The sequence below is a fragment of the Streptomyces sp. NPDC104226 genome (genome assembly GCF_055584085.1).
The window spans coordinates 890,404-916,015 of sequence record NZ_JBVJMS010000002.1; the positions used below are offsets into that span (position 1 = coordinate 890,404).

Annotated in this window: 18 protein-coding genes; 14 read left to right on the forward strand and 4 right to left on the reverse strand. The window is 72.5% G+C overall.

Going from position 1 to position 25,612, the window contains the following annotated elements:
* Positions 1-222 precede the first annotated feature (222 nt).
* The 3 genes from ACZ60J_RS09355 (at position 223) to ACZ60J_RS09365 (ending at position 3,026) form a co-directional block, all read left to right on the forward strand.
* Entirely contained in the window at positions 223-1,167 is a 945-nt protein-coding gene (locus ACZ60J_RS09355) for a 5'-nucleotidase (RefSeq protein WP_469680097.1), read from the forward strand.
* A 261-nt stretch (positions 1,168-1,428) separates the two neighbouring features.
* Positions 1,429-2,727, forward strand: coding sequence for an ArsB/NhaD family transporter (locus tag ACZ60J_RS09360; protein ID WP_469680099.1), 1,299 nt, complete (start codon positions 1,429-1,431; stop codon positions 2,725-2,727).
* A gap of 23 nt (positions 2,728-2,750) precedes the next feature.
* A complete protein-coding gene (locus ACZ60J_RS09365) occupies positions 2,751-3,026 on the forward strand; it encodes a DUF3040 domain-containing protein (protein ID WP_469680101.1) in 276 nt (91 codons plus the stop codon).
* Positions 3,027-3,236: 210 nt separating this feature from the next.
* Here the strand turns inward: ACZ60J_RS09365 and ACZ60J_RS09370 are convergent, their stop codons facing one another.
* Both ACZ60J_RS09370 and ACZ60J_RS09375 read right to left on the reverse strand, forming a co-directional pair.
* Entirely contained in the window at positions 3,237-4,490 is a 1,254-nt protein-coding gene (locus tag ACZ60J_RS09370) for a cation:proton antiporter (RefSeq protein WP_469680103.1), read from the reverse strand.
* A 5-nt stretch (positions 4,491-4,495) separates the two neighbouring features.
* Positions 4,496-4,966 (reverse strand): cation:proton antiporter regulatory subunit, encoded by a 471-nt coding sequence (locus ACZ60J_RS09375; protein ID WP_469680105.1) that lies wholly within the window; start codon positions 4,964-4,966, stop codon positions 4,496-4,498.
* Positions 4,967-5,276: 310 nt separating this feature from the next.
* On the opposite strand from ACZ60J_RS09375, the gene ACZ60J_RS09380 reads away from it, so the two are divergent.
* From ACZ60J_RS09380 to ACZ60J_RS09400, 5 genes are all read left to right on the forward strand, one after another.
* Entirely contained in the window at positions 5,277-6,230 is a 954-nt protein-coding gene (locus tag ACZ60J_RS09380; protein WP_469680107.1) for a sensor histidine kinase, read from the forward strand.
* On the forward strand, positions 6,227-6,892 hold the full coding sequence (locus tag ACZ60J_RS09385) for a response regulator (RefSeq protein ID WP_469680109.1): 666 nt from the start codon (positions 6,227-6,229) through the stop codon (positions 6,890-6,892). Before ACZ60J_RS09380 ends, ACZ60J_RS09385 begins: the two co-directional genes overlap by 4 nt.
* A 116-nt stretch (positions 6,893-7,008) precedes the next feature.
* Positions 7,009-7,266, forward strand: coding sequence for a hypothetical protein (locus ACZ60J_RS09390; RefSeq protein ID WP_469680111.1), 258 nt, complete (start codon positions 7,009-7,011; stop codon positions 7,264-7,266).
* A gap of 26 nt (positions 7,267-7,292) precedes the next feature.
* Complete coding sequence (locus ACZ60J_RS09395) at positions 7,293-7,478, forward strand: hypothetical protein (protein WP_469680113.1); 186 nt, start codon at positions 7,293-7,295, stop codon at positions 7,476-7,478.
* A 26-nt stretch (positions 7,479-7,504) separates the two neighbouring features.
* Positions 7,505-9,289 carry an NAD-binding protein gene (locus ACZ60J_RS09400; protein WP_469680274.1) on the forward strand — a complete coding sequence of 595 codons (1,785 nt, stop codon included), beginning with the start codon at positions 7,505-7,507 and terminating at the stop codon, positions 9,287-9,289.
* Between the two features lie 11 nt (positions 9,290-9,300).
* On the opposite strand, the gene ACZ60J_RS09405 is transcribed toward ACZ60J_RS09400, so the two are convergent.
* Positions 9,301-9,633, reverse strand: coding sequence for a nuclear transport factor 2-like protein (locus ACZ60J_RS09405; protein WP_469680115.1), 333 nt, complete (start codon positions 9,631-9,633; stop codon positions 9,301-9,303).
* A gap of 294 nt (positions 9,634-9,927) precedes the next feature.
* Between ACZ60J_RS09405 and ACZ60J_RS09410 the strand changes: the two genes are divergently transcribed.
* Positions 9,928-13,122, forward strand: coding sequence for an AfsR/SARP family transcriptional regulator (locus tag ACZ60J_RS09410; protein WP_469680116.1), 3,195 nt, complete (start codon positions 9,928-9,930; stop codon positions 13,120-13,122).
* 219 nt (positions 13,123-13,341) lie between these two features.
* Here ACZ60J_RS09410 and ACZ60J_RS09415 read toward each other — a convergent pair whose 3' ends face one another.
* Positions 13,342-13,524, reverse strand: coding sequence for a hypothetical protein (locus ACZ60J_RS09415; protein ID WP_469680118.1), 183 nt, complete (start codon positions 13,522-13,524; stop codon positions 13,342-13,344).
* A 287-nt stretch (positions 13,525-13,811) separates the two neighbouring features.
* Between ACZ60J_RS09415 and ACZ60J_RS09420 the strand changes: the two genes are divergently transcribed.
* The 5 genes from ACZ60J_RS09420 to ACZ60J_RS09440 all read left to right on the forward strand — a co-directional run bounded on the left by ACZ60J_RS09420 (position 13,812) and on the right by ACZ60J_RS09440 (position 25,602).
* Positions 13,812-15,230, forward strand: a complete 1,419-nt coding sequence (locus tag ACZ60J_RS09420) for a helix-turn-helix domain-containing protein (RefSeq protein ID WP_469680119.1) — start codon at positions 13,812-13,814, stop codon at positions 15,228-15,230.
* 148 nt (positions 15,231-15,378) lie between these two features.
* A complete protein-coding gene (locus ACZ60J_RS09425) occupies positions 15,379-21,780 on the forward strand; it encodes an amino acid adenylation domain-containing protein (RefSeq protein ID WP_469680121.1) in 6,402 nt (2,133 codons plus the stop codon).
* On the forward strand, positions 21,777-22,610 hold the full coding sequence (locus ACZ60J_RS09430; RefSeq protein WP_469680122.1) for a thioesterase II family protein: 834 nt from the start codon (positions 21,777-21,779) through the stop codon (positions 22,608-22,610). The genes ACZ60J_RS09425 and ACZ60J_RS09430 overlap by 4 nt, the downstream gene beginning before the upstream one ends.
* Before the next feature lie 50 nt (positions 22,611-22,660).
* Complete coding sequence (locus tag ACZ60J_RS09435; RefSeq protein ID WP_469680124.1) at positions 22,661-23,701, forward strand: TauD/TfdA family dioxygenase; 1,041 nt, start codon at positions 22,661-22,663, stop codon at positions 23,699-23,701.
* A gap of 5 nt (positions 23,702-23,706) precedes the next feature.
* Positions 23,707-25,602: a non-ribosomal peptide synthetase gene (locus tag ACZ60J_RS09440; RefSeq protein ID WP_469680125.1), complete on the forward strand. Its 1,896-nt coding sequence runs from the start codon at positions 23,707-23,709 to the stop codon at positions 25,600-25,602.
* Positions 25,603-25,612 lie beyond the last annotated feature (10 nt).

Genomic DNA, 25,612 nt, shown 5'->3' on the forward strand with positions numbered 1-25,612 from the left:
AGACCGTGAGTCCCTGATCACAGGTGGTGCCCGAGGCGCAAGACGCTGCGGCACTTGAGCCGAACCCCGTTCGGCGAGGGTGGTTTCGAAGGGTGCAGCGTGCCCAGGCGGTGGCAGACGGTCTCGAAGCCGAGCCTCACTCGCGCGGCCGCCCCCGGTTTCGGCATATGTGAAGGGGTGATAACCCCTTGGACGACGGCGCACGCACCAGCTGGGGGCGAGATGGAGTACGACCTGTCCGACCGTCTCGTCGTAGGTATCGCCTCCAGCGCGCTGTTCGACCTCACCGACGGCGACGCGGTGTTCCGGGAGCAGGGTGAAGACGCCTACCGGGCCCACCAAAGGGCCCACGTGGACGACGTCCTGGACAAAGGGGTGGCCTTCCCCTTCATCCAGCGCCTGCTGTCGCTGAACGGCCTCGCGGATCCGGTCGATCCGCTGGTCGAGGTCATCATCCTGTCACGCAACGACCCGGACACCGGGCTCCGCGTCATGCGCTCCATTGCCGCGCACGGCCTGCACATCAGCCGGGCCGTCTTCCAACAGGGCCGGTCGGCACACCGGTTCATGCCCGCGCTGAACATGTCCTTGTTCCTGTCCGCCAACGGTTCCGACGTCCGCGCAGCGGTGGCCGACGGACTGCCGGCCGGGCACGTGCTCAGGACGGAACGAGTCGACGACGACGCCGACCAGGAACTCCGCATCGCCTTCGACTTCGATGGCGTCCTGGCGGGCGACGCCTCCGAGCGGATCTTCCAGAGCGTGGGCATCGACGGGTTCCGCGCGCACGAGGTCCGCAACGCGGCCACGGCCCACGACCCCGGCCCCTTGCGGGACTTCCTCGCCGGCATCAACCGCATCCAGCGCCTCGAGGAAGAAGCGCACCTCACGGATCCCGCCTACCGGCCCCGCCTCAGAGTGGCCCTGGTCACCGCCCGGGACGCCCCCACACACGAACGCGCGATGAGGAGCCTCGATCAGTGGGGGCTGCGCGTCAACGACGCGTTCTTCCTCGGTGGCGTCGACAAGGCCTCCGTCATGCGCGCGCTCGATCCGCACATCTTCTTCGACGACCAGGTCGCCCACCTCAACGGCACGGCACCGACCACCCCGAGCGTCCACGTACCGTTCGGGGTCGTCAATGCACCTCCCGCCCCGCCTGGATGACGCGGGGCGCGGGCGCACAGGCCCCGCCGTCGTAGCCGGGGCATGTTCCGAACCGGCTGCCCCGCCTCTGCCGAAGATGGGTGCTGACCCCGATGCGCCGGGCTGTGGCGCCAGGTGATGGTGGGGATCCGGAGCGCCTTCTGTTCGGGGTGGCCCTCGTGGGGCGCGGGTGCTCGCGGCAGCACCCGTGAACGGAGCCGAGCCGATGACGACCCCGATCCCCTCCCCACGTGAGCCCCGCATCGGGTGGGCGGGCTCACCGTGAACGTCACCGCGTGGCTGGCCGTGGCGGTGTTCGCGGCCGTCTACGTGCTGATCGCCACCGAGAAGGTCCACCGGGTCGCCGCGGCCCTGGGCGGCGCTGTCGTGATGCTGCTGATCGGGGCGACGAGCCCGGAGCACGCGTTCTTCTCCGATGTGGCCGGCATCGACTGGAACGTCATCCTCCTGCTGCTGGGCATGATGCTGATCGTCTCCGTCCTCAAGCGCACCGGACTGTTCGAGTTCGTCGCGATCTGGGCCGCCAAACGCTCGCGCGGTCGTCCGTACCGGCTGATGGTTCTGCTGATCTTCGCGACCGCGTTCCTGTCGGCGTGGCTGGACAACGTCACCACCGTCATGCTGATCGCCCCGGTGACCATCGCGGTCTGCACGAAGCTCGGCGTGCCGGTGGTGCCGTATCTGATCGCCGAGGTGATGGCCTGCAACATCGGCGGCGCCGCCACCCTGATCGGCGATCCGCCGAACATCATGATCGGCTCTCGCGCCGGACTGTCCTTCAACGACTTCCTGTTCCACATGGCACCCGTCACCACGGTGCTGATCGTGGTGTTCGCGCTGATGGCCCGGTGGATGTTCCGCGGCGCGTTCTCCTACGACCCGAAGCGGGCCGCGCACGTCATGGCCCTGCGCGAGCGGGACGCCATCACCGACGGCCGGCTCCTGGCCGTCAGCGGCATCGTCGTCACGCTGGTCATGGCCTGCTTCGTCCTGCACACCACCTTGCACCTGGAACCCTCGGTCGTGGCGATCTCCGGCGGCCTGATCCTCCTCGCCGTCTCCCGGCTCGGCGCGCGCAAGGTCGCGGCCGACGTCGAATGGGAGACCCTGGCGTTCTTCGCCGGCCTGTTCGTGATGGTCGGCGCCCTGGTCCAGACGGGAATCCTCACCGACCTCGGCCAAGCCGCGGCCAGCGCCCTGGACGGCAACCTGCTCGGCGCGTCCATGGCCCTGCTGTTCGGCTCGATCCCCCCGTCCGCGGTCATCGACAACATCCCCTTCGTCGCCTCGACCAGCCCGATCGTCTCCGAGATCGTCGAAGCCTCCGGAGGAACCGAGCAGGCCCAGGTGCTGTGGTGGTCGTTCGCCCTCGGTGCGGACCTGGCCGGCAACGCCACGGTCATCGCCTCCTCCGCCAACGTCGTCACCGTCGGCATCGCCGACCGCGCCGGGCACCACATCTCCTTCTGGCAGTTCAGCCGGTACGGACTGGTCGTCACCGCGGTCACCACCGTGCTGGCCGGTCTGTACGTATGGCTGCGCTACTTCGCACTCGCGTGACCAGTGGAAAGGAATGAACGAGCATGACGGACTCGGATGACGAGAGGATCGCCGAGCTCGAAGCCGTGCTGTGGCACGACGATCCCCGCTTCGCCCGCGCCCTCGGCGCAGGGCGTCCGCGGCGGCCCCGCGAGTACCGCAACGGGCGGGCCTGGCTGGCCATGGCCTGCGCCCTGGCCATGATGGTCACGGGGGCCGCGGCCCGGTTGGGGACCCTGCTGGCGGTCGGCCTCGCCGTGGCCGCGCTCGCGGCGCACCTCTTCGAGACCGCCCGCCGGCGTGGTCCGCACCGGCCCTAGGCCGTCTCTTTCGGATCTTGTCGGCCGAGCTCGCGGTGTCTGGTGCCGTGCCTGGGCGTGCTGTCGGGGCGCTCGCGTACTGGGCGTACGTGGTCGCCTCGGCAGTGCGGCCAGGCGCGGTGCCGGGCGCCGCGGGCCCGGCAAGATCCGAAAGAGACCGCCTACGCCTGCCGTCTCACGCGCCGCGTCGCCCGGAGGGCGGCCTCCCGCTCACGCGCGGCCGGCCGGGTCCTGGGCCTGTTCCTTGAGTTCCTCCGAGGATCCCGGCTGCTGGGGCACCGCGTGCAGGGTGACCGGCTCCGGCGGGGTGCGGCGGGCGCTGATCCAGGCGGCCACGGGTTCGGTGTAGCGGGCGGTCAGCGGGCCGATCACCACGAGGATGAGCACGTACGCGGTGGCGAGCGGGCCCATGGCGGGTTCGATACCGGCGGTGACGGCGAGGCCGGCGATGACGATGGAGAACTCGCCCCGGGCCACCAGCGTGCCGCCGGCCCGCCAGCGCCCCTTGACCCCGACGCCGGCGCGCTTCGCGGCCCAGTACCCGGTGGTGATCTTCGTGCCCGCCGTGACCACGGCGAGCGCCAGCGCGGGCAGCAGCACCGGCGGGATGCTGGCCGGGTCGGTGTGGAGCCCGAAGAACACGAAGAACACCGCGGCGAACAGGTCACGCAGGGGGCTCAGCAGCGTGTGCGTACCCTCGGCGACCTCGCCGGACAGGGCGATACCGACCAGGAACGCGCCGACCGCGGCGGAGACTTGGAGCTGCTGCGCGATGCCCGCGACCAGCAGGGTCAGGCCGAGGACGACGAGGAGGAGCTTCTCGGGGTCGTCGCTGGAGACGAAGCGGGAGATGTGGCGCCCGAAGCGCACGGCGATGAACAGGACCGCTCCGGCGACACCGAGGGCGATGGCCAGGGTCGCGCTGCCCGCGGCGAGGCTGACCCCGGCGAGGAGGGCGGTGATGATCGGCAGGTAGACCGCCATCGCGAGGTCCTCGAGGACCAGGATGGACAGGATGACCGGGGTCTCGCGGTTGCCGACCCGCCCCAGGTCGCCCATGACCTTGGCGATGACTCCGGAGGACGAGATCCAGGTGACCCCGGCCAGGACCACGGCTGCCACCGGACCCCAGCCCATCAGCAGCGCGGCGACCGCGCCCGGTACGGCGTTGAGGCCGAAGTCGACCAGTCCGGCCGGGTACTGGGTCTTGAGGTTGGACACCAGGTCCGAGGCGGTGTACTCCAGGCCGAGCATGAGCAGGAGGAGGATCACGCCGATCTCGGCGCCGATCGCGACGAACTCCTCGCTCGCGCCCATGGGCAGCAGCCCGCCGGTGCCGAAGGCCAGTCCGGCCAGCAGGTAGAGGGGGATGGGGGAGAACTTCAGGCGCCCCGCGACGCGGCCGAGCAGGCCCAGCCCCAGGATGATCGCGCCGAACTCGATGAGGAAGACAGCGGAATGCACCGGCCTCACTCCCGTCCGAGTATGGAGGCGGCGGCATCGACGCCCTCGCGGGTGCCGATGACGATGAGCGTGTCCCCGCCCGCCAGGCGGAAATCGGGCGCGGGCGAGGGGCGGGCCTCCGCGCGGCGCAGTACGGCCACGATCGAGACGCCCGTCTCGGTCCGCATCCGGGTCTCGCCCAGCACCCGCCCGTTCCAGTGCGAGTGTGCGGACAGCTCGATCCGCTCGGCGACCAGGCCGAGGTCGGTGGTGTGCAGGACGTTGGGGCTGTGGTGGGCGGGCATCAGGGCGTCGATCAGTGAGGCCGTCTCCGCGCCCGTCAGGTGCAGGGACTGCGCGCAGGCGTCCGGGTCGTCGGCCCGGTACAGGTTCACGGTCCGCGTGCCGTCGCGGTGCGCGACCACGGACAGGTGGCGGCGCTCGCGGGTGGTGAGGTCGTACTGGACCCCGATGCCGGGCAGTGGTGTGGTGCTCATCCGTGGAGCAGGCACAGCTGTCCCCCCTCGTGTTCGCTGTGTTCTGTCTTCTGTGTTCTGTATTCGCTTTTCGTACGTGGTGCCGTGACGGCCGGGGCTCGATCTCGGGCAGGAGAGGCCGTTCGGCGGGCCCATCGTGCCACTTTCCGCGTACCGGAAATATGGGTGCCGGCACGGATGGACACCACCCTCCCCCCGGCGTGAGGATGGGGGCGGGGAAGTGGGCTCCGCCGCAGTTCAGAGCAGTTGGAGACGGGTGGGCGGCGAGCCGTGGCGGATGCTGGGGGACCGGCTGGAAGGATATGTGGCCGTGTCGTTGTACTGGCGGATCTTCCTCCTGAACGCAGGCGTTCTGGCTGTCGCGGTGGCCCTGCTGCTCGGCCCGGTCACGGTCTCCACGCCGGTGCTGTTCGGCGAGGCCCTCGTCCTGCTCGGCGGGCTGGCCGCGATGCTGATCATCAACGCGGCCCTCTTCAGGATCGCCCTGGCCCCGCTCGCCCGGCTGAACCGGGCCATGGCCACCGCCGACCTCCTCCACCCCGGCACCCGCCCGGCCGTCACCGGAACCGGAGAGATCGCCGCGCTGACGCTCACCTTCAATGCGATGCTCGACCGCCTCGAGGCCGAGCGGGCCACCAGCAGCGGTCGGGTGCTCACCGCGCTGGAGGCCGAACGCAAACGCATCGCCCAGGAACTCCACGACGAGGTCGGCCAGACCCTGACCGCCGTCCTCCTCCAGATCAAGCACGCCGCCGACCGCGCGCCCGAACCCCTGCGCAGCGATCTGCACCAGGCCCAGGAGACCACCCGCGCCGGCGTGGACGAGATCCGCCGCATCGCCCGCCGCCTGCGCCCCGGGGTCCTGGAGGAACTGGGCCTGCACAGCGCGCTGCGTTCCCTGGCCGCCGAGTTCACCACTCCGCGCCTGGGCGCCACCGCCCACATCACGCCCGGCCTGCCCCATCTGGACCCGGCCGTCGAGCTCGTCGTCTACCGCGTGGCCCAGGAAGGCCTGACCAACGCGGCCCGCCACTCGGGGGCCACCCGCGTCGAGGTCCACCTGCGGCCCCTGCCCGACGGCGGTGTGGGACTGCTGGTCCGCGACAACGGGCGCGGCCTCGGGGAGGCACCCGAGGGCGCGGGCATCCAGGGGATGCACGAGCGTGCCCTGCTCATCGGTGCCGAGCTCCTCGTGGGCGCCGGCCCGCACGGCGGGACCCAGGTCCGACTCGAAATCCACGACACCACGGGGGCAACAGCATGAGTCGGCCGGAAACCGGGCCCGCGCGCATCCTGCTCGCCGACGACCACTCCCTCGTCCGGCGGGGCGTACGACTGATCCTCGACGCCGAACCCGACCTGACCGTGGTCGCCGAGGCCGCGGACGGCGCGGAAGCCGTCGCCCAGGCCCGCAGCCTCGACATCGACCTCGCCGTCCTCGACATCGCCATGCCCCGCCAGACCGGCCTGCAGGCCGCCCGCGAGCTCGCCCGCCTCCGCCCCGGCCTGCGCATCCTCATGCTCACCATGTACGACAACGAGCAGTACTTCTTCGAAGCCCTGCGCGCCGGAGCCTCCGGGTACGTCCTCAAGTCCGTCGCCGACCGCGACCTCGTCGAAGCCTGCCGCTCCGCGCTGCGCGACGAACCCTTCATCTACCCCGGCGCCGAAACCACTCTCATCCGCACCTACCTCGACCGCGCCCGCAACGGCGGCCCGATCCCGGAGCGGGCCATCACCGAGCGCGAGGAGGAGATCCTCAAGCTCGTCGCCGAAGGCCACAGCTCCAAGGAGATCGGCGACCTCCTCGTCATCAGCCCCAAGACCGTGGAGCGCCACCGCGCCAACCTGCTCCAGAAACTCGGCCTGCGCGACCGCCTCGAACTCACCCGGTACGCGATCCGCGTCGGCCTCATCGAACCGTAGCCGTCCCCGACACACACCGGGGACGGGCCGTACTCGGCAAGCCGTCCGGCCGCCGAAGCCCGCGCTGCGCGCCTGTGACGGCGCCGTCCACGCACGTTCGAACCGGAGGACAGCCTGTGCATCACGAAGACGAGCCGGTCTTCAAGAGGAGCAAGTGGGGCACCAGCCGCTACACCTACAACCCGCGCAACCCCGTCGGCCTCGCCCTCATCATCGTCAGCCTCCTCTTCGCCGGAACGATGATGATCCTCATGGCCAACCGCGCCGGGCCGTTCGCACCACCGCCCGCCCCAGAACCGTGGAACCCGCCGCCGTACGAAGGCACCTGGCCGTCCCCCACCCCGACGGGCACCCCGGGGGGCGGTGCCCCGTGAGCGGGATACGGAACTGGCGGCGCCCGGTGGCAGCTCTTCTGGCGTGGTGGACGATCCTGACGCTCGTGCTGGTGCTGTCGGGCGCCGCCCTGGGCCGGCCCGTGAGCGTTGCCGGGTGCGGGGCGTCCGCGGTGCTCCTGATGGCGGTCGGCGAAGCGGGCAACGCGCTGAGACAGCGCCTGCGGCACAGAACCACCAGGAGGGCAGAGTGACCCGTCAGGACTCGGTACCCGCGCCGATGATCGTCTGCGGTGACGATGCGCTCGCCGTACGGCTGGCGGGCGAGCTCCACGACATCTACCGTCAGCCCGTCACGCTCCTGCTGCCCGACGCCGACAGGATCGGCCCCGAACCCCCGGCCAGCACACGCGTCGTGGAATCCGATGCCCCGGACGCGTCGGCGCTGCGCGAGGCGGGCATCGCACAGGCCGCCGCGCTCGCCCTCGTCCACGAGGACGACGAAGCCAACATCCGTGCCGCGCTGACGGCCCACCGCATCAACCCGCGGGTCCGGCTGGTCATCCGCCTCTACAACCGCAAGCTCGGCCGCTACCTCGCCGAACTCCTCGACCAGGCGGCTGTGGTGGCCGGCGGTCCAGCGGGCGAATCGGCGATCACGGTCCTCTCGGACGCCGACACCGCCGCCCCCGCACTCGCGGCTGCCGTCGTCGCCGGGACCAGCAAGGTCGTCCAGGCCGACGGACTGCTGTTCCGCGCGATCGAACGCACCCCGCAGCAGCGGCGCGAAGCCGTGAAACCGGCCCTGTGCACCCTGGCCCTGCTCTCCTCCACCACCGAGGATCCCGCCGGCACCGAGGGAACGGACGCCAGCGGGCCGGCCGGCCCCCGGCTCCTGCCCGCCTCGATGGAGATCGCGGAGTCGGCGCAGCGCGGCGACGTCGTCCTCGAAGCCGTATCGCACGCCACTCCCTCCCCGCCGCCCGGCAGGCTCGGTACCGCCCGCCTCCCGCTGATGGAGCTGTTCTCGCGCCGGGTGCGCTGGTCACTGGCCGGCTCCACCGCAGCCGTCGTCGCCATCGCCCTCATCTCCTGGATCACCACCGGAGACCCCCTCGCCCACTCCGCCTACATCACCCTCCTCGACCTCTTCTCCATCAACGACCCCGCCGTCGAGGACACCGTCGAACGCCAGCTCCTCCAGCTGTTCACCGGCCTCGTCGGCCTGCTCCTCCTCCCCGTCCTGGTCGCCGCCGTACTGGAGGCGTCCGGTTCCTTCCGCTCGGCCTCCGCCCTGCGCCGGCCCCCGCGCGGCACCGCCGAGCACATCGTCCTGCTCGGCCTCGGCAAGATCGGCACCCGCGTCCTAGCCCGCCTGCGCGAACTCGACATCCCCGTCGTCTGCGTGGAGGAAGACCCCGAGGCCCGCGGCATCCCCTTGGCGCGGAGCCTTCGGGTGCCCGTCGTCCTCGGCGACGTCACCCAGGACGGGATCCTCGAAGCCGCCCGCATCCACCGCGCCCACGCGCTCCTCGCCCTGACCAGCTCCGACACCACCAACCTCGAAGCGATCCTCTGCGCCCGCACCACCACCCCGGACCTGCGTGTGGCACTGCGGCTGTACGACGACGAGTTCGCCACCGCCGTCCACCGCACCCTGCGCAGCGCCCACCCGTACGCGGTGACCCGCAGCCGCAGCGTCACCTCCCTGGCCGCGCCCGCGTTCGCCGCCGCCATGATGGGCCGCCAGATCCTCGGAGCCCTGCCCGTCGAACGCCGGGTACTCCTCTTCGCCGCCCTCGACGTGGCGGGCGTACCCCACCTCGACGGCCGGACCGTCGCGGACACGACCAGGCCCGGCCACTGGCGCGTCCTCGCCCTGGACACGACCGACCCGTCCGACCGGCGCCCGGACCTGCGGGGCACCCGCCTCGACGGCCAGGCCCACGTCAGCGGCCTCCTCTTCGACCTCCACCCCGGCCACGTCCTCGGACCCGACGACCGAGTGGTCATCGCCGCCACCCGGCAGGGACTCGCCGAACTCCTCGGCACCACCGGTCGCTGACACAGGGCCGGTCAGCGCGGGCGGGTCGCGTAGTAGCGCCGGCAGGCGCTGAGCATCCCCTCGTCGGAGAGGGTGAAGACGTCCACGAAGTCGCGCTGCCCCGGGGCGATGCGGCCCATCGCCACCACGCAGTCCCCCTCGGCGACGATCCGGGTGATGTGGTGCCGGCTGCCGTCGCCCCGGGGGGCCTCCAGGTCCGATCCGAGGCTGCCCGCATGCAGGAGGGACCCGTAGCCGTCGGTGTCCCCGCTGTCGAGGTAGTGGTACGCGAGGCGGACGTGGTCGACCCCGGAGTCGGTGATGACGGGGCTGGGCGGGATCCGCCTCGGGTGCCGGCTGCTCATGAGGGTCCTTTCGTACGACCGCCCCCCTTTCCGGGGGTGGCGGGTCCACCGTCCTCCAGGCGCGCAACTCGGGGCTATCCCCGCCCTATCACCGGGAGTCGTGCGCGACGGCGGCGCCCGACGGCAGTGGCCTGAACTGCACGATCCCGTTCATCGCCACGAAACCTCCACACCATGGACAACCGCTGAGGTGTTCGGAAAGACTGACCCCCGCTCCACTCGTGTTCCCTCCCGGCTCGACCGCATCGTGCATGCGCTGCGAGCGGGATCAGGCATGCCCCAGCTGGGAGTCTCATGACCGTTTCACCCGGCGGGGTTCCGCCAACCCCCGACTCGGCAGTGTTCCGGATCCTCGGGCCCTTACAGGTGCACGGCCCCGACGGCCCGGTGCGCGTACCTCCCGGCCGCCAGGAGGTCATCCTGGCGGCGCTGCTGCTCGAGACCAACAGGGTGGTGAGCACCGACTATCTCGTCGACCTGATCTGGGACGACGAGCCCCCGGACACGGCCCGCACCCAGGTGCAGATCTGCGTGTCGCGGCTGCGCAAGCTGTTCAGCACGGCGGCGATCCCGGCCGCGATCACCACCCGGCCGCCCGGGTACGTCCTCAAGACGGAGGGCGATCTGGTCGACGCCGTGCTGTTCGCCCGGGCGGTCGCCGAGGCGCGCGCGCTGGCCAAGCAGGGAGCACTGGGCAGCGCTGCCGAACTGCTGCGCAGAAGCGGTGAGTTGTGGCAGGGCCACTGCCTCAGCGGGGTGTCCAGCGAGACCCTCCGCAGCAAGGCCCTGCAGTTGGACGAGGAACGCCTCACGGTGACCGAGACCCGGATCGGGCTGGAGCTGGACCTGGGACGCCACCACGGGCTCGTCGGTGAGATCCAGCTGCTCGTACGGGTCCACCCGCTGCGGGAGCGGCTGCGCGGGCAGCTGATGCTCGCGCTGTACCGCTCGGGGCGGCAGGCGGAGGCCCTGGAGAGCTACCGGGTCGGGCGCGAGCTCCTGGTGGAGGAGCTCGGCCTGGAGCCCGGTGCCGAGCTGCGGGCACTGGAATCAGCCATTCTCGCCGGCGAGGTCGCCCCGCCATCCGCGCCCGGGGCCGATGGCTACGGCGCAGGGGGGCCCGGCTCCGGCGCGGGTACGGGAGCCGCTCCGGCGGCCATCACCCCTCCCGCCACGGCGCCGGCACAGGCGCCGGTCCACACGGTCGGCGAGCCCCCCGTCCCGCAGCCGCCCGCACCCGCTTCCGCACCCGGGGCCGCCGCACACCGCGAGGAGATACCGCGCCAACTTCCGGCGGACACAGCCGATTTCGTCGGCGACGAGGCGCAGATCTGCCGGATCGAGCGGACGCTGCTCGGGGAGGGCGGACGGGCGGTGGGGCTCGCCGTGATCGTCGGCAAGCCCGGCACCGGCAAGTCCACACTGGCGACACACATCGGACACCGGCTGAGCGAAGAGGCTTTTCCAGACGGCCAGTTGTACTGCGACCTGCGCGGCACCGGCACTCCCGCGACCTCCTGCGAGGTACTCGGCCGGTTCCTGCGCGCACTCGGCATCCCCGGCGCCGTGATCCCCGAGTCACAGGACGAACGCGCCGAGATGTACCGCACGCTGATGGCGTCGCGGCGGGTGCTGGTGGTGCTCGACGACGCCGCGTCGGAGAGCCAGATCCGGCCGTTGCTGCCCGGCAGCCGCAACTGCGCCGTTCTGGTCACCAGCCGGGTCCGGCTCACCGGCCTGCCGGGCTCGCACCGCGTGGAGCTCGACGTGATGAGCGACGAACACGCGCTGGAGCTGCTCGTACGGGTCATCGGTGAGGACCGTGTGACGCGCGAAGGGGTGGCCGCCGAGGCGCTGATCCGCACGGTGGGCGGACTTCCGCTGGCCCTGCGGATCGTCGCGGCCCGGCTCGCGGCCCGACCGCACTGGACCCTGGCCTCGATGGTGCACCGACTCGCCAACGAACGGCACCGCCTCGACGAGCTGACCCACGGCGAGATGACGATGCGGGCGAGCCTCTCGCTCACGCACGACGGACTGGCAGCGGCGGACCGCCGACTGCTGCGCCTGCTGAGCCTCGCGAAGGGCCCCACCCTCCCCGGCTGGCTGGCCGGAGCACTGCTGGACGACGCCCGCCCCTTCCCCTCCGACCTCCTCGAACCGCTCGTCGACGTACAGATGCTGGACGTCGTGGGGGTCGAGTCCACCGGCGGCTTCCGCTACCGCTTCCACGAGATCATCCGGGTGTTCGCACGGGAGCAGTTGGCCGCGCACGACGAGCCGGCCTCGCAGAGGGAGGCACTCGAACGGATGCTGGGCGGCTGGCTGTCCTTGGCCGAGCAGGCCCACCGGCGCATCTACGGCGGGGACTTCACGGTGCTCCACGGCACCGCGCCCCGCTGGGCGCCGCCCGAACCGTGCGTGGAGGAACTGCTCGTCGATCCGCTGGAGTGGCTCGAGAGCGAACACGCGAACCTGGTCCAGGCCGTCGAGCACGCAGCGGCGGCGCAGATGCACGAGCTGTGCTGGGACCTGGCGACGACGCTGACGACCCTCTTCGAGGGGCGGGGCTATTTCGACGACTGGGAACGCACGCACCAGCTCGCGCTGGAGGCCGTCCGGGCGGCGGACAACAAGCGCGGCACGGCCGCCCTGCTCAGCTCTCTGGGCGTGCTCTACCTCGGCCGCAGCCAGCAGGAGGAGTCCCGGACCGCGCTGACCTCAGCGCTCGGACTGTTCCAGGAGCTGGGCGATGCCCACGGGCTGGCGCTGTGCCACCGCGATCTGGCCCTGCTGGAACGGATGCGGGGCAACGAGGACCGCGCGCTCACGCTGTACGACCGGGCGCTGCGGGATTTCGACCGAGTCGGTGACGTGGTGGGCCGGGCCATCGTCCTGACGCAGAGCGCGCAGATCTGGATGGTGCGCGGGCAGCTCGCGGCCGCGCAGGACCGGCTGGACGAGGCCCTCGGCATCTACCGTGCGGTGGGCTACACGGGCGGGCAGGCGAGGACGTTGCGCAGGGCGGGCCAGCTGTCGCAGGCCCGCGGCGAACACGGCCTGGCGGTGCGCACGTTCACCGAAGTGCTGGAGTTGTGCCGGGACACCGGGGACGTGATCGGCGAGGGGCACCTCTTGCGGGACCTGGGGCACGCGAACGCCGAGCTCGGCCGGGGTGAGGCCGCGCGGGGGTTCTACGCCCAGGCGCTGTCGGTCCGCGAACAGATCCTGGACCAGGGCGGGGCGGCGCTGGTGCGGCTGGATCTGGCGAGGCTGCTGATGGGGAGCGGGGGCGCCGGTGAGCGCTCGAGGTCGCGGGAGCTGCTGGAGAGTTCGGTACGGGTCTTCCGCGATCGGCGGATGGACTCCGAACTCGCCGAGGCGATGCGGCTGCTCGGCTCCACCGGGCTGCCGGCCCGGCCGGCCGTGACGCAGGCGGGGGCGGGGGTCGGTCCATCGGTGGCGCCGCTCATGCGGGCGCTGCCGTAGGAGCGGTTCGAGGGGCGGGCGAGGGGCCTCACGCACCGGCTGGCGGGACGGCTGCCAGGGCCTGACGGCCGAGGCCGGCGGTCGCGGCGGGTGCGGGGCTGACGCCGAGCGGGTGCGATGCCGCCGCCGAGTCATGGCCGGGGGCTCGCGCCGGGGTTTGGTGCGGGGCTGTGATTCGTGGTCGGGGACTCGCGCCGAGTCCTGGTGCGGCGGGGGTGTTCAGTCCCACGGGTTGGTCTTCGTGGTGGTGCTCGGCGACGGGGTGGCCTGCGGGGCCGGGTTGCCGGCGGTGGTGGCGGGGGCGACCGGGCCGTCGGCCTGGGCGACCTGGGCTCCGAACACTGCGGCGCCGGCGATGGCGACGGTGACGAGGGCGGCGCGGAAGGCGGTGGCGAGCTTCATTTCGAGGTCCTTTCGTCGGTGCGCTCCGGTTTTCCGGGGCGCTTCCTTCGTTCTGGGACAGACATTAGGAACCGCCGGAATCCCCGCACCGTCCCTCGTCCTATCCCCGCGCTATCACGGGTTCCTCCGCACGGTGAAAGCGCTCCGGGGCGGCGATAGGACGCGGCAGCGGAGGCGGTTCGTCCGGCGATGCCGGGGCGATAGCGCGCTGCCGACGATGGGAAGCAGGAACCGGGCCGGTTCACCCCAGGCCCCGTCGTTCCCCACCACCACCGCCGGGAGCGCACATGCACAGCACGGCCGTCGCCGCCGCAGTCCCCCTCGTACAGGAGGCCACCCGACTGGGTGTCCTGATCCGGGCCCACCGGCTGAGGATCGGGCTCACCCAGCAGGAACTCGCCGACCTGTCCACCATCAGCGTCCGCGCCATCCGCGATCTGGAGCAGGGCAAAGCGAGACGGCCCCGCCCCGAAACCCTGCGCCTGATGGCCGACGCCCTCCGGCTCGGCCCGCGGGCCAGGGCCTCGCTCGATGCGGCCGTCCAGCGGGGACGCGCGACCGGCGCGGGCTGGGAGCAGCCTCCCGCTCCGCCGACGGCTCTGCACCCCATGGTGGGCAGGGAAGCGGAACTCGCGGGGCTGGAGCGGGAGCTCTCCTCGGGCGCGGAGCGGCTGGTCCACCTGGTGGGGCTGGCAGGGGTGGGCAAGACGCGGCTGGCGCTCGCGGTGGCCGAGCGGCTGCACGCGGCGGGGATGCCGGTGCTCTGGCACGCCTTCCCCGGTGCGGCGGCCGATCACCTGGGCTGCGCGGACGGCGAGCCCGCGCTCCGGGTCGCGGCGGCGGTCGACGAGCTGCTCGCGCCGGTGAACGCAGTACGGCGGCCGGGCAGCGGTCCGGGCGCCGGCACCGCAGCCGCGGCCTCCGGCGCTCAGGGGACTCCGAGCGCGGTCGAATCGCTTGCCGAACTGCTGGGCGAGCAGCACGTGTTGCTGGTGCTCGACGGCGTCCCGACGGGTGCGGACCGCTGCGACCGGCTGATGGGCCTGCTGCGCGCCTGCCCGGGGCTGCGGCTGCTGGTGACCTCGGACCAGCCGTGGGAGGTGCCCGGTGAGCGGATCTTCCTGCTGGCACCTCTGGAGGTGCCAGCCGCCGGGACGGCGGACCCTTCGGCGCCTGCGGTGAGGGTGTTCCTCGACCGGGTCCGCCGCGTGCGACCGACGTTCGAGCCGACGGCGGCCGACGATGAGCGGGTGGCATGGGTCTGCCGACGCCTGGACGGGCATCCGGGGGCTCTGGCCGCGGCCGCGTCCTGGCTCGTCGTATGTGATCTGCCCGCCCTGTGCGACAGCCTCGACGAGGACCCGGTGGCCCTGCTCGACCACCTGGGCGGCCGGTCGGGGACGGACGGCTTCCGCGGTGTGCTGCACCACCGGCTGGACCGGCTCTCCCCCTCCGCGCGGGACCTGCTGGACGCTCTGTGCGGCCTCGCCGAGGAGGAGTTCGAGCTCCCGGGGATCACCGCGCTCACCGGCGGAGGCCTCGCGGAGACCGGCCGTCTGCTGCGCGAGCTGCTGCTCTGCGGTGTGGTCCGGGCCGCGCACGAGGGCGGCCCCTCCCGCTTCCGGGTCCTGGGCCTGGTCCGGGCCGCGTGCCGGGCCGCCGCCGCGACCGCGAAGCCCCGTACCGCTGCCGCCACTGCCGTCTGAACTGCTGGCCGAGTGCCGGAGCAACTGCCGCAGGCCCCGGGGGCCCGCCGGTTGGATGGCGTACGGCCGGACCGCACGGCAGAACCCGGACCAGCGTCCGGACCCCGCTCGACCGCCCGCCACGGAGACCAATTTGAGGAGCACCGGCATGTCCCCCAAGCTCGCTGAACCGAGCAGCACCGCGCACGGTCCGGTCGCTGCGCGCCTGCCGTTGTCGGCGGCGCAGCGCGACATCTGGATGGCCCACGGACTGGACGCCTCCCGCTGCCGCTACAACATCGGGGAGTACCGCGAGATCCTGGGCGACCTCGATCCCCAGCTCCTCGCCCGGGCCTGGTACCAACTGGCCCGCGAGGCGGACGCGCTGCGCATCCACGGCACCGGTGCGGACGAGGACGGCGCTCTGTGGCAGCTGGTGCGGGCCGAACCGGGGGACCGCCGTCTGGAGTTGCTGGACCTGAGCGGTGCGGCGGACCCCGTGGGTGCGGCCCGGGAGCGGATGGACGCGGAGCTTGCCCGGCCCTTCGATCTGGCGGACGGCTGGCTGACCCGGCACCTCCTGATCGACGCGGGCACCGCGCCCGGGGGCGAACGGCGCTGGTTCTACTTCCACGCCTTCCACCACCTGGCCGTCGACGGCCTGGGCGTCGCCCTGATGGACCAGCGGCTGGTGGAGCTGTACGAGCGGGCCGCGGCCGGCGAGCCCTGGGGGCCGAGCCCGTTCGGAACCCTGGAGGCCCTGTACGCCGAGGACGCGCTCTACCGGACGTCGCCCGAGGCGGCGGCCGACCGGGCGCACTGGGCGGAGCACCTCACGGGAGTGCCGCAGACCCCTCGGATCGGCGAAGGCCGCAGCGGCGGTCCGGCTCCGGACGCGCTGCCCTTCGTCCGGCGCACCGTGGTGCTGCCGCCGGACCGGGCGGAGCGGCTGCGGGCGGTGGCGCGGACGCGGCGGGCCCCGTGGTCGATGCTGGTGATCGCACTGGTCGCGGCGTACGTGCACCGGGTGAGCGGGAGCGCCGAGCCGGTGCTCGGGCTCCCGGTGACGGGGCGGCGTACGGAACTGGCCCGGCGGACACCGGGGATGATGTCCAACGTGGTGCCGCTGCGGGTACCGGTGGCTCCCGACGGGACGCTGACCGAGCTGCTGGCGGCCGTGGTCGTGGAGACCCGGGAGGGCCTGGCCCACCAGCGCACCCGGTACGAGGACATGTGCCGGGACCTGGGTGTCGGCGAGTCGGAGCGACGGATCACGGCGCCGCTGGTCAACATCATGGCCTTCACCCCGGGGATGCGGTTCTGCGGCTTCCCGACGACGCAGCACAACCTGAGCAACGGTCCCGTGGAGGACCTGGCGGTCGGCGTCTACGACCTGGGGCCGGAGAGCGGACTGCGGATCGACTTCGACGCGGCTCCGGAGGTCTGCGACCTCGCCGCGGTGGCCGGGCACCAGGACAGGTTCCTGCGGTTCGTGACGGACGCACTGGATTCGGAGCTCGAAGTACCCCTCTCCGCAATTGAGTTGCTGGACGGTGCCGAGCGGCGTCAGGTGCTGGAGGAGTGGACCGGCCGGCGTGCCGAGATCGGGGAGGAGACCCTCGTCGGCCGGTTCGAGGAGCAGGCCCGCACCCGTCCCACGGCCCGCGCCCTGGTCTTCGGCGACGAGGAACTCACCTACGGCGAACTCGACGCCCGCGCCAACCGCCTCGCCCACCACCTCGCCGAACACGGCCTGACACGAGGCGACTTGGCAGGCATCCTGCTCGACCGCGGTACCGACTTCGCCACGGCCCTCCTCGCCGTCCTCAAGACCGGCGCCGGATACGCCCTCCTCGACCCCGAGTTCCCCGACGAACGACTCGCGGGAACGGCCGTCCAGGCCGGCCTGCGGGTGCTGGTGAGCGACGGTCCGCACCACGGCAGGGTGGGCGACGGGCCCTGGACGACCGTACGGGTGGACGCGGAGTCCGCGGTCGTCGACGGACGGCCGTCCGGTCCTCTCGGCGTCGCGCTGACCTCCGACGACGTGGCGTGCGTGATGTTCACCTCCGGCTCGACGGGACGCCCCAAGGGCATCCTCTCCTCCCACCGCAACCTCGTCTCCACCCTCACCGCCCAGACCTACGCACACTTCGGCCCCGACCAGGTCTTCCTCCAGTGCTCCCCCGTTTCGTGGGACGCCTTCAGCCTCGAGTTCTGGGGCGCACTCCTGCACGGCGGCACCACCGTCCTCCAACCCGGGCAACGCCCCGAGCCCGCGCTCATCGCCGCGCTCGCCCCGCACCGGGGCGTCACGATGCTCCAGCTCTCCTCAAGCCTCTTCAACTTCCTGACCGACGAGCACCCCGAGGCGTTCGCCACCACCCGGATCGTCTACACGGGCGGCGAGCCCGCCTCCCCCACCCACGTCCACCGGCTCCACGCCCGATACCCCGAGCTCACCATCACCAACGGCTACGGCCCCGCCGAATCCATGGGCTTCACCACCACCCACCCGATCCCCGTCACCGACGAGCCGGCGGGCACCGTGTCCATCGGCCGACCGCTGACCAACAAGCACGCCTATGTCCTGGACACCCGTCTGCGGCCCACCCCGCCGGGCACCATCGGCGAGCTCTACCTCAGTGGCGACGGTCTCGCCCACGGCTACCTCGCCCAGCCCACCACCACCGCGACGAGCTTCATCCCCAACCCCTACGGCCCCCCGGGAACCCGCCTCTACCGCACCGGCGACCAAGCCCACTGGGACACCCACGGCAACCTCCACTACACCGGACGCACCGACACCCAGATCAAGATCCGCGGCTTCCGCGTCGAACCCACCGAGATCGAAACCGTCCTCACCAGCCACCCGCAGATCACCCAGGCCACCCTGGTGCACACCACTCATCTGACGGCCTACGTCACCCTCGTGCCCGGCGCGGAGCCCAGCCCGGGCGAGCTGAAGGGCTGGCTGCGCGAGCGGCTGCCGGAGCACATGGTGCCGGCGCAGTTCGCGGTGCTGGACCGGCTGCCGCTCACCGCGAACGGGAAGATCGACAAGCGGGCGCTGCCGGCGGTCGAGCTGCCGCTGACCACGGGCGGGCGTCAGCCGCGCACCGAGCTGGAGGAGATCGTCCGGACGCTCGTGAGCGAGGTGCTCGGCGCTCCCGTGCCGCTCTCCGTCGACGACGGCTTCTTCGACCACGGCGGTCACTCGCTGCTCGCCGCCCGGCTGGTCAACCGGATCGGGGCCGTCCTCGGCGTCACCCTCACCCTCCGCGACGTCTTCCAGCACCCCACCGCGGCAGGACTGGCCCGCCAGGTCTCGGCCGCCTCGGGCCGGCCCGTGCCGCCGCCGCTGACCCGGACCGCCGTACGGCCGGAGCGGCTGCCGCTGTCCTTCGCGCAGCAGCGCCTCTGGCTGGTGTCGCAGCTGCAGGAGCAGGGGACCTCGTACAACGTGCCGATGGCGGTCCGGCTGGATGGCGCCGTCGACGTGGCGGCGCTGCGGGCAGCCTTCGGTGACCTCGTCGGCCGGCACGAGCCGCTGCGGACCCGGTTCACCGCCGTGGACGGCGATCCCCGACAGGTGGTCGATCCGGCCGGGCCGGCCGCCTTCGAGGTCCGTGCCGTGTCCCCGCAGGATCTGGATGCCGAACTGCTGGCGGCCGCCCGGTACTCCTTCGACCTGGCCGCCGAGCATCCGCTGCGCGTGACGCTCCTGCAGACCGGCGGGGCCGAGTCGACCCTGCTCGTGCTGCTGCACCACATCGCCACCGACGGCCAGTCGCTGCGCCCGCTCTTCGACGACCTGTCGGCCGCGTACGCGGCCCGGCTGGAGGACCGCGCGCCCGGCTGGGCACCGCTGCCCGTGGACTACGCCGACTACGCGCTCCGGCAGCGCTCCGAGGAGGCGGACGGCGAGGCACTGGAGAAGCAACTGGCTTACTGGAAGTCGGCGTTGACCGGGCTTCCGGAGGAGCTCGGGCTGGTCACCGACCGGCCCCGGCCCGCGGTGGCGGGGCAGCTCGGCGGTGCGGTGCGCATCGACTTCGGGCGCCGGCTGCACAAGCGGATCGTCGAGCTGGCGCGTGCCGAGCGGTGCACTCCGTTCATGGTGGTGCAGGCCGCACTGGCCGCGCTGCTGACCCGGATGGGCGCGGGGACGGACATCCCCGTCGGTTCACCGGTCGCGGGGCGTACGGACGAGGCCCTGTCGGACCTGGTGGGGTTCTTCGTCAACACCCTGGTGCTGCGCACCGACACCTCGGGCGATCCCGCCTTCCGGGAGCTCCTGTCCCGGGTGCGCACCGCCGACCTGGACGCCTTCGCCCACCAGGACGCCCCCTTCGACCTGGTGCTGGAAGCCGTCAATCCGACGCGTACGCCGGCCAGGCACCCGCTGTTCCAGGTCTGTCTGGCACTGGAGTCGGGGCCGGCGGCGACCGTGGATCTGCCGGGCTTGCGGGCCGGTGCCGCGGAGCCGCTGGCGACGGGGGCGGTCAAGTTCGACCTGGAGTTCCTGCTGCGGGCCGAGCCGGACGGTCCGCTGACGGGCGCCGTCCTGTACAGCTCCGACCTGTACGAGCAGGAGACCGTGGAGCGGTTCGCGCGGATGCTGCGCCGGACTCTGGAACACGTCGTGAGCGCACCCGAAGCGGTCCTTTCAGAGTTGGAGTTGCTGGACGGTGCCGAGCGGCGTCAGGTGCTGGAGGAGTGGACCGGCCAACGTGCCGAGATCGGGGAGGAGACCCTCGTCGGCCGGTTCGAGGAACAGGCCCGCACCCGTCCCGCGGCCCGCGCCCTGGTCTTCGGCGACGAGGAACTCACCTACGGCGAACTCGACGCCCGCGCCAACCGCCTCGCCCACCACCTCGCCGAACACGGCCTGACACGAGGTGACTTGGCAGGCATCCTGCTCGACCGCGGTACCGACTTCGCCACGGCCCTCCTCGCCGTCCTCAAGACCGGCGCCGGATACGCCCTCCTCGACCCCGAGTTCCCCGACGAACGACTCGCGGGAACGGCTCGCGATGCGGCGGTGGGCGTCCTCGTCACCGACTCCCGGCACGCCGCCCGGGTGACCGGTCCGTGGACTTCCGTGCTGGTGGACACCGAGGCCGGGGCCATCGGACGGCGGCCGGCCACCGCCCCGGGTGTCACCCTGACGCCCTCCGACGTGGCGTGCGTGATGTTCACCTCCGGCTCGACGGGACGCCCCAAGGGCATCCTCTCCTCCCACCGCAACCTCGTCTCCACCCTCACCGCCCAGACCTACGCACACTTCGGCCCCGACGAAACCTTCCTCCAGTGCTCCCCCGTCTCCTGGGACGCCTTCAGCCTCGAATTCTGGGGTGCACTCCTGCACGGCGGCACCACCGTCCTCCAACCCGGACAACGCCCCGAACCCGCACTCATCGCCGCGCTGTCGCAGCGTCACGCCGTGACCATGCTCCAGCTGTCCTCCAGCCTCTTCAACTACCTCACCGACGAACACCCGGACACCTTCACCAGTGCCCGGATCGTCTACACGGGCGGCGAGCCCGCCTCCCCCACCCACGTCCACCGGCTCCACGCCCGATACCCCGAGCTCACCATCACCAACGGCTACGGCCCCGCCGAATCCATGGGCTTCACCACCACCCACCCGATCCCCCTCACGGACCGTCCGACGCCCACCGTGTCCATCGGCCGGCCGCTCACCAACAAGCACGCCTACGTCCTGGACACCCGCCTGCGGCCCACCCCGCCCGGCGTCACCGGCGAGCTCTACCTCACCGGCGACGGCATCGCCCACGGCTACCTCGCCCAGCCCACGACCACCGCGACGAGCTTCGTCCCCAACCCCTACGGTCCGCCCGGCTCCCGCCTCTACCGCACCGGCGACCAAGCCCACTGGGACACCCACGGCAACCTCCACTACACCGGACGCACCGACACCCAGATCAAGATCCGCGGCTTCCGCGTCGAACCCACCGAGATCGAAACCGTCCTCACCAACCACCCGCAGATCACCCAGGCCACCCTGTCCACCCACCCCGACCACCACGGCACGCCCCAGCTGACGGCCTATCTCGTCACGACCACGCCCGATCTCTCGGGCCAGGACGTCCGGCTCTGGTTGCGCACGCTGCTGCCGGACCACATGGTCCCGGCCTTCGTGGTCCTGCTGGACCGGCTGCCGCTGACACCGAACGGGAAGATCGACAAGCGGGCCCTGCCGGTCCCGGAGGCGGCCGCCACGGTCGGCGGGCGCGCTCCGCGCACCGAGCTGGAGGCTTCGGTCCTGGGGCACTTCGCCGAAGCCCTGGGCACGACGGCCGCGCTCTCCATCGACGACGACTTCTTCGACCACGGCGGTCACTCCCTGCTGGCCGCCCGCCTCACCCACCGGATGGGCGCCGAGTTCGGCGTCACCCTGACCCTCCGGGACGTCTTCCAGAACCCGACGCCGGACACCCTCGCGCAGCGCGTCGAACGCCTGCGCCGGTCCGCCCCGGCGGCGCCCCGCCGGGCCCGTCCGGCGCTGCGCCGCCGCACCCCCGACCAGGAACGGAGTTCCTCATGAGCAACGACACGTACCCGGACTTCACGCCCGCGCCCGACGACGTGGTGTGGGACCTGCCGGGCGAGGGCCCGCAGCGGACCTCGCTGCTGGTCCTGCCGCACGCCGGCGGCAACGCCCACGCCTACGCCGAATGGCGCCAGTACCTCCCCGCCGACGTCCGGCTGCTGATCGGCCAGTACCCGGGCCGGGGGGCCCGCTTCGCCGAGGACCTGCCCCGTACCGTCGCCGACCTGGCCGGTCCCGTCGTGGCCTCGCTGCCGCCGGGAACCACCGACGACCTGGTGGTCCTCGGGCACAGCATGGGTTCGCTCGTCGCCTTCGAGGTGGTACGGGCCCTGCAGGCGGCGGGCCGGACCCCGCGGGCCATGGTCGCCTCGGCCTGCCGCGCCCCCTTCCTCGCCAATCCGTGCGCCGTGCACCCGGAGCTCCTGGACGACGACGAGCTGGTGGCCGCCATCAAGGAGCGCGGAGGCACCGACGACGGCATCCTCGACGAGCCGGAGCTGCGGGAGATCATCATCCCGTCCATCCGTGCCGACTTCGCGATCGACGACGTCTACCGCTGCGAGGAGTCCGAGGCGCGCGTGGACTGCCCGCTGACGGTGATCGGCGGGGACGCCGACCCGGTCGCTCCGGCCGCCTCGCTGGACCGCTGGGCGCAGCTCACCGATCACCCCTTCGCCTCGTTCGTCCTGCCCGGCGGCCACTTCTACTTCCAGCAGCAGCTGCCCGCGTTCTTCGCCGTCCTCGAGCCCGTCCTCGGCTCGGCCGTCGGCTCCGCGGCCGGCTCGCTCGTCGGCGGTCGCGCCACGGCCGGCTCCGCCGCCTGACCGACCGCTCCCCTTTCCTTCTCCACTCCGCACCGCACTAAGGACTTTTCATGACCACGTTCGCAGACGCCCCCGCCGAGACCGGCATCCACCCGATCCGCGAGGCCGGCAAGCCCGTCGTCGTCCAGACCCCGCCCGGCGCCGACCTGGAATCGGCCGTCGCCTGGCTGAACGCCCATCGCGCCGACATCCAGGGCGAGTTGCACCGCTCGGGTGCGGTCCTGCTGCGCGGGCTGCCCGTCACGGACGCGGCGAGCTTCGCCGCCGCCCGGGACGCGCTGATCCAGCAGCGCGCCGGATACAAGGAGAAGGCGACGCCGCGCACCGACTTCGGCGAGGGCGTCTTCTCCTCCACCGACCTGCCGGCCGTGCAGCCGATCCGGCTGCACAACGAGAACAGCTACACCCTCGACTTCCCCGGCGTGCTGCTGTTCGGCTGCGTGATCGCCCCGGAGGAGGGCGGCGCGACCACGGTCGGCGACATGCGCGAGGCCCTGCGCCTGCTGCCGCCGGAGCTGGTGGAGCGCTTCGCCCGGGCCGGCTGGCTGCTCGTGCGCAACTACTCCGAACTCGCGGGCCTGCCCTGGTACAAGACGTTCGCGACCGAGGACAAGGCCGTCGCGGAGGCCTACTGCGAGGAGAACACCGTCGGCTACGAGTGGGTCGAGGAGGACGACTCGATGATCACCCGGCAGCGCCGGTCGGCGATCGTGACCCACCCCGCCACGGGCGAGGAGACGTGGTTCAACCACTTCGCCTTCTGGAACAGCCGGACCCTGGACCCCGACATCCGCGAGGTGCTCGTGGAGACGTACGGCGAGGACGGTCTCCCCTTCAACACCTACCTGGGCGACGGGACCCGCCTGACCGACGCCGAGGTCGACGCGATCAACGACGTGTACGACCGGGTCACGGTCCGCGAGACCTGGCAGCAGGGGGACCTGATGCTCGTCGACAACATCCTCTGCGCCCACGGCCGCGAGGCCTACAAGGGCGACCGGAAGATCCTGGTCGCCATGGGAGAGCCCGTCGCACTGGCCGACTGCGCGCCCGCCACCCAGCCGTCCACCACCGTCTTCGCCGGGGAGTGACCACCATGACCGCCGTACTTCCCGAGCGTTCCCGTACCGCCGAGACCCGCCCCGAGGAGGCCGCGTACGACGCCCCGCGCTCCGTGGCGGACCTGCTGGACCGGTTCGCGCTGGTCCCCGCCGCGCGGACCGCCGTGGTCGCGGCGGACCGCGAGCTGACCTTCGGCGCCCTGCGCGCCGAGGCCATGCGGATCGCCTCCCGCCTCACGGCCCGCGGCATCGGTCCCGAGAGCGTGGTCGCCCTGGCCCTGCCGCGCGGCGCCGACCTCGTGGCCGCACTGCTCGGCACCCTCACCGCGGGCGCCGCCTACCTCCCGGTCGACCCGAAGCTGCCCGCCGATCGGCGCCGCTACCTGGTCGAGGACTCCGGCGCCGACCTCGTCGTGACGGCCGGCCCGGACACCGAGCCGCTCGCCGCCGGCACCGCGCACGTGTCCCTGGCCGAACTGGCCGGACCGGCCGGATCGGAGGCAGAGCACGGGGCTTCGGACAGCCCGTACGCCCCGGTGGCCGTGTCCGCCGACACGCTCGCCTACGTGATCTACACCTCCGGTTCGACCGGCCGCCCCAAGGGCGTGGAGATCAGCCGGGCCGCCGCCTCCGCGCTCCTCGCCGAGCTGGAGGGCGCCGCCATCGCGGTCACCGACGGCGGCCGGGTCGGCTGGAACGCCTCGCCGTCCTTCGACGCCTCCGTGCAGCAGTGGGTGCGGATCTGCCGCGGCGACACCCTGGTGATGATCGACGAGGAGACGCGCGCCGACCCGGCGCTGCTGGCCCGCTTCGTCGACGAGCAGGCCCTGACCGACCTGGACATCACCCCGTCGCACGCCGAGCCGCTGCTGGACCTGCTCAGCGCCGACGGCGGTCCCCGGCCGCTGACGCTCCTCATCGGCGGCGAGGCCGTCGGCCCCGAGCTGTGGCGGCGCCTCGCACAGAAGGGAGCCGAAGGCGTCCTGCGCACGGTGAACCTGTACGGGCCCACCGAGTGCACGGTGGACTCCACGGCCGGCTGGATCGACGGCGCCGACGAGCCGCACATCGGCAGCGTGCTGCCCGGGCTGCGCATGCGGGTCCTCGACGAGAAGCTGAACCCGGTCCCCGAGGGCAGCAGCGGGGAGCTGTACCTGGCCGGCCCCCGCGTGGGCCGCGGCTACCGGCGCCGGCCCGCCCTGACGTCGGAGCGGTTCACCGCCGACTCGGGCACGGACGCCTCGTACGGCGGGCGGATGTACCGCACCGGTGACCTGGTGCGGCTGCTGCCGGGCGGTCGGCTCGGCTACCTGGGCCGGGCCGACGGACAGGTCAAGCTGCGCGGGCACCGCATTGAGCTGCCGGAGATCGAGGCCGCGCTGACGGCGGTCGACGGGGTCGCGGAGGCTGCCGTCCTGCTCCTCGACGAGGTGCACGGGGCGCCCGGGCTGGTGGCGTACTACCGCACCACCCGCGACGGCATCACCGAGGGAGCGCTGCGCGAGCACCTGGGGCTGGCCCTGCCCGCCTACATGCTCCCGGCGGCCTTCGTCGCCCTGGACCGCTTCCCGACCACCACGAACGGCAAGCTCGACCGGGCGGCACTGCCCGCCCCGGCCGCCGCCTCCGCGGACCCGGAACCGGTCACCGAGGGGCTGACCCGGTCGCAGGAACTGATCGCGGGTGTGTGGGCGGCGGTGCTCGGCGCCCCCCGGATCGGTCCCGACGACAACTTCTTCAAGCTGGGCGGGCATTCGCTCCTCGCGATCAAGCTGGTGTCGCGGGTCCGGGCCGAGCTGGGCGTCGCCCTGCCGGTCAAGGCGGTCTACGCCAACCCCCGCCTGCGCGACCTCGCCTCCCACCTCGACACGCTCGTCGCTGCGACCGCCGGGGCCACCGCCGACGGCGACGCCGCCCGCCAGGACAGTTAGGACAGTCAGG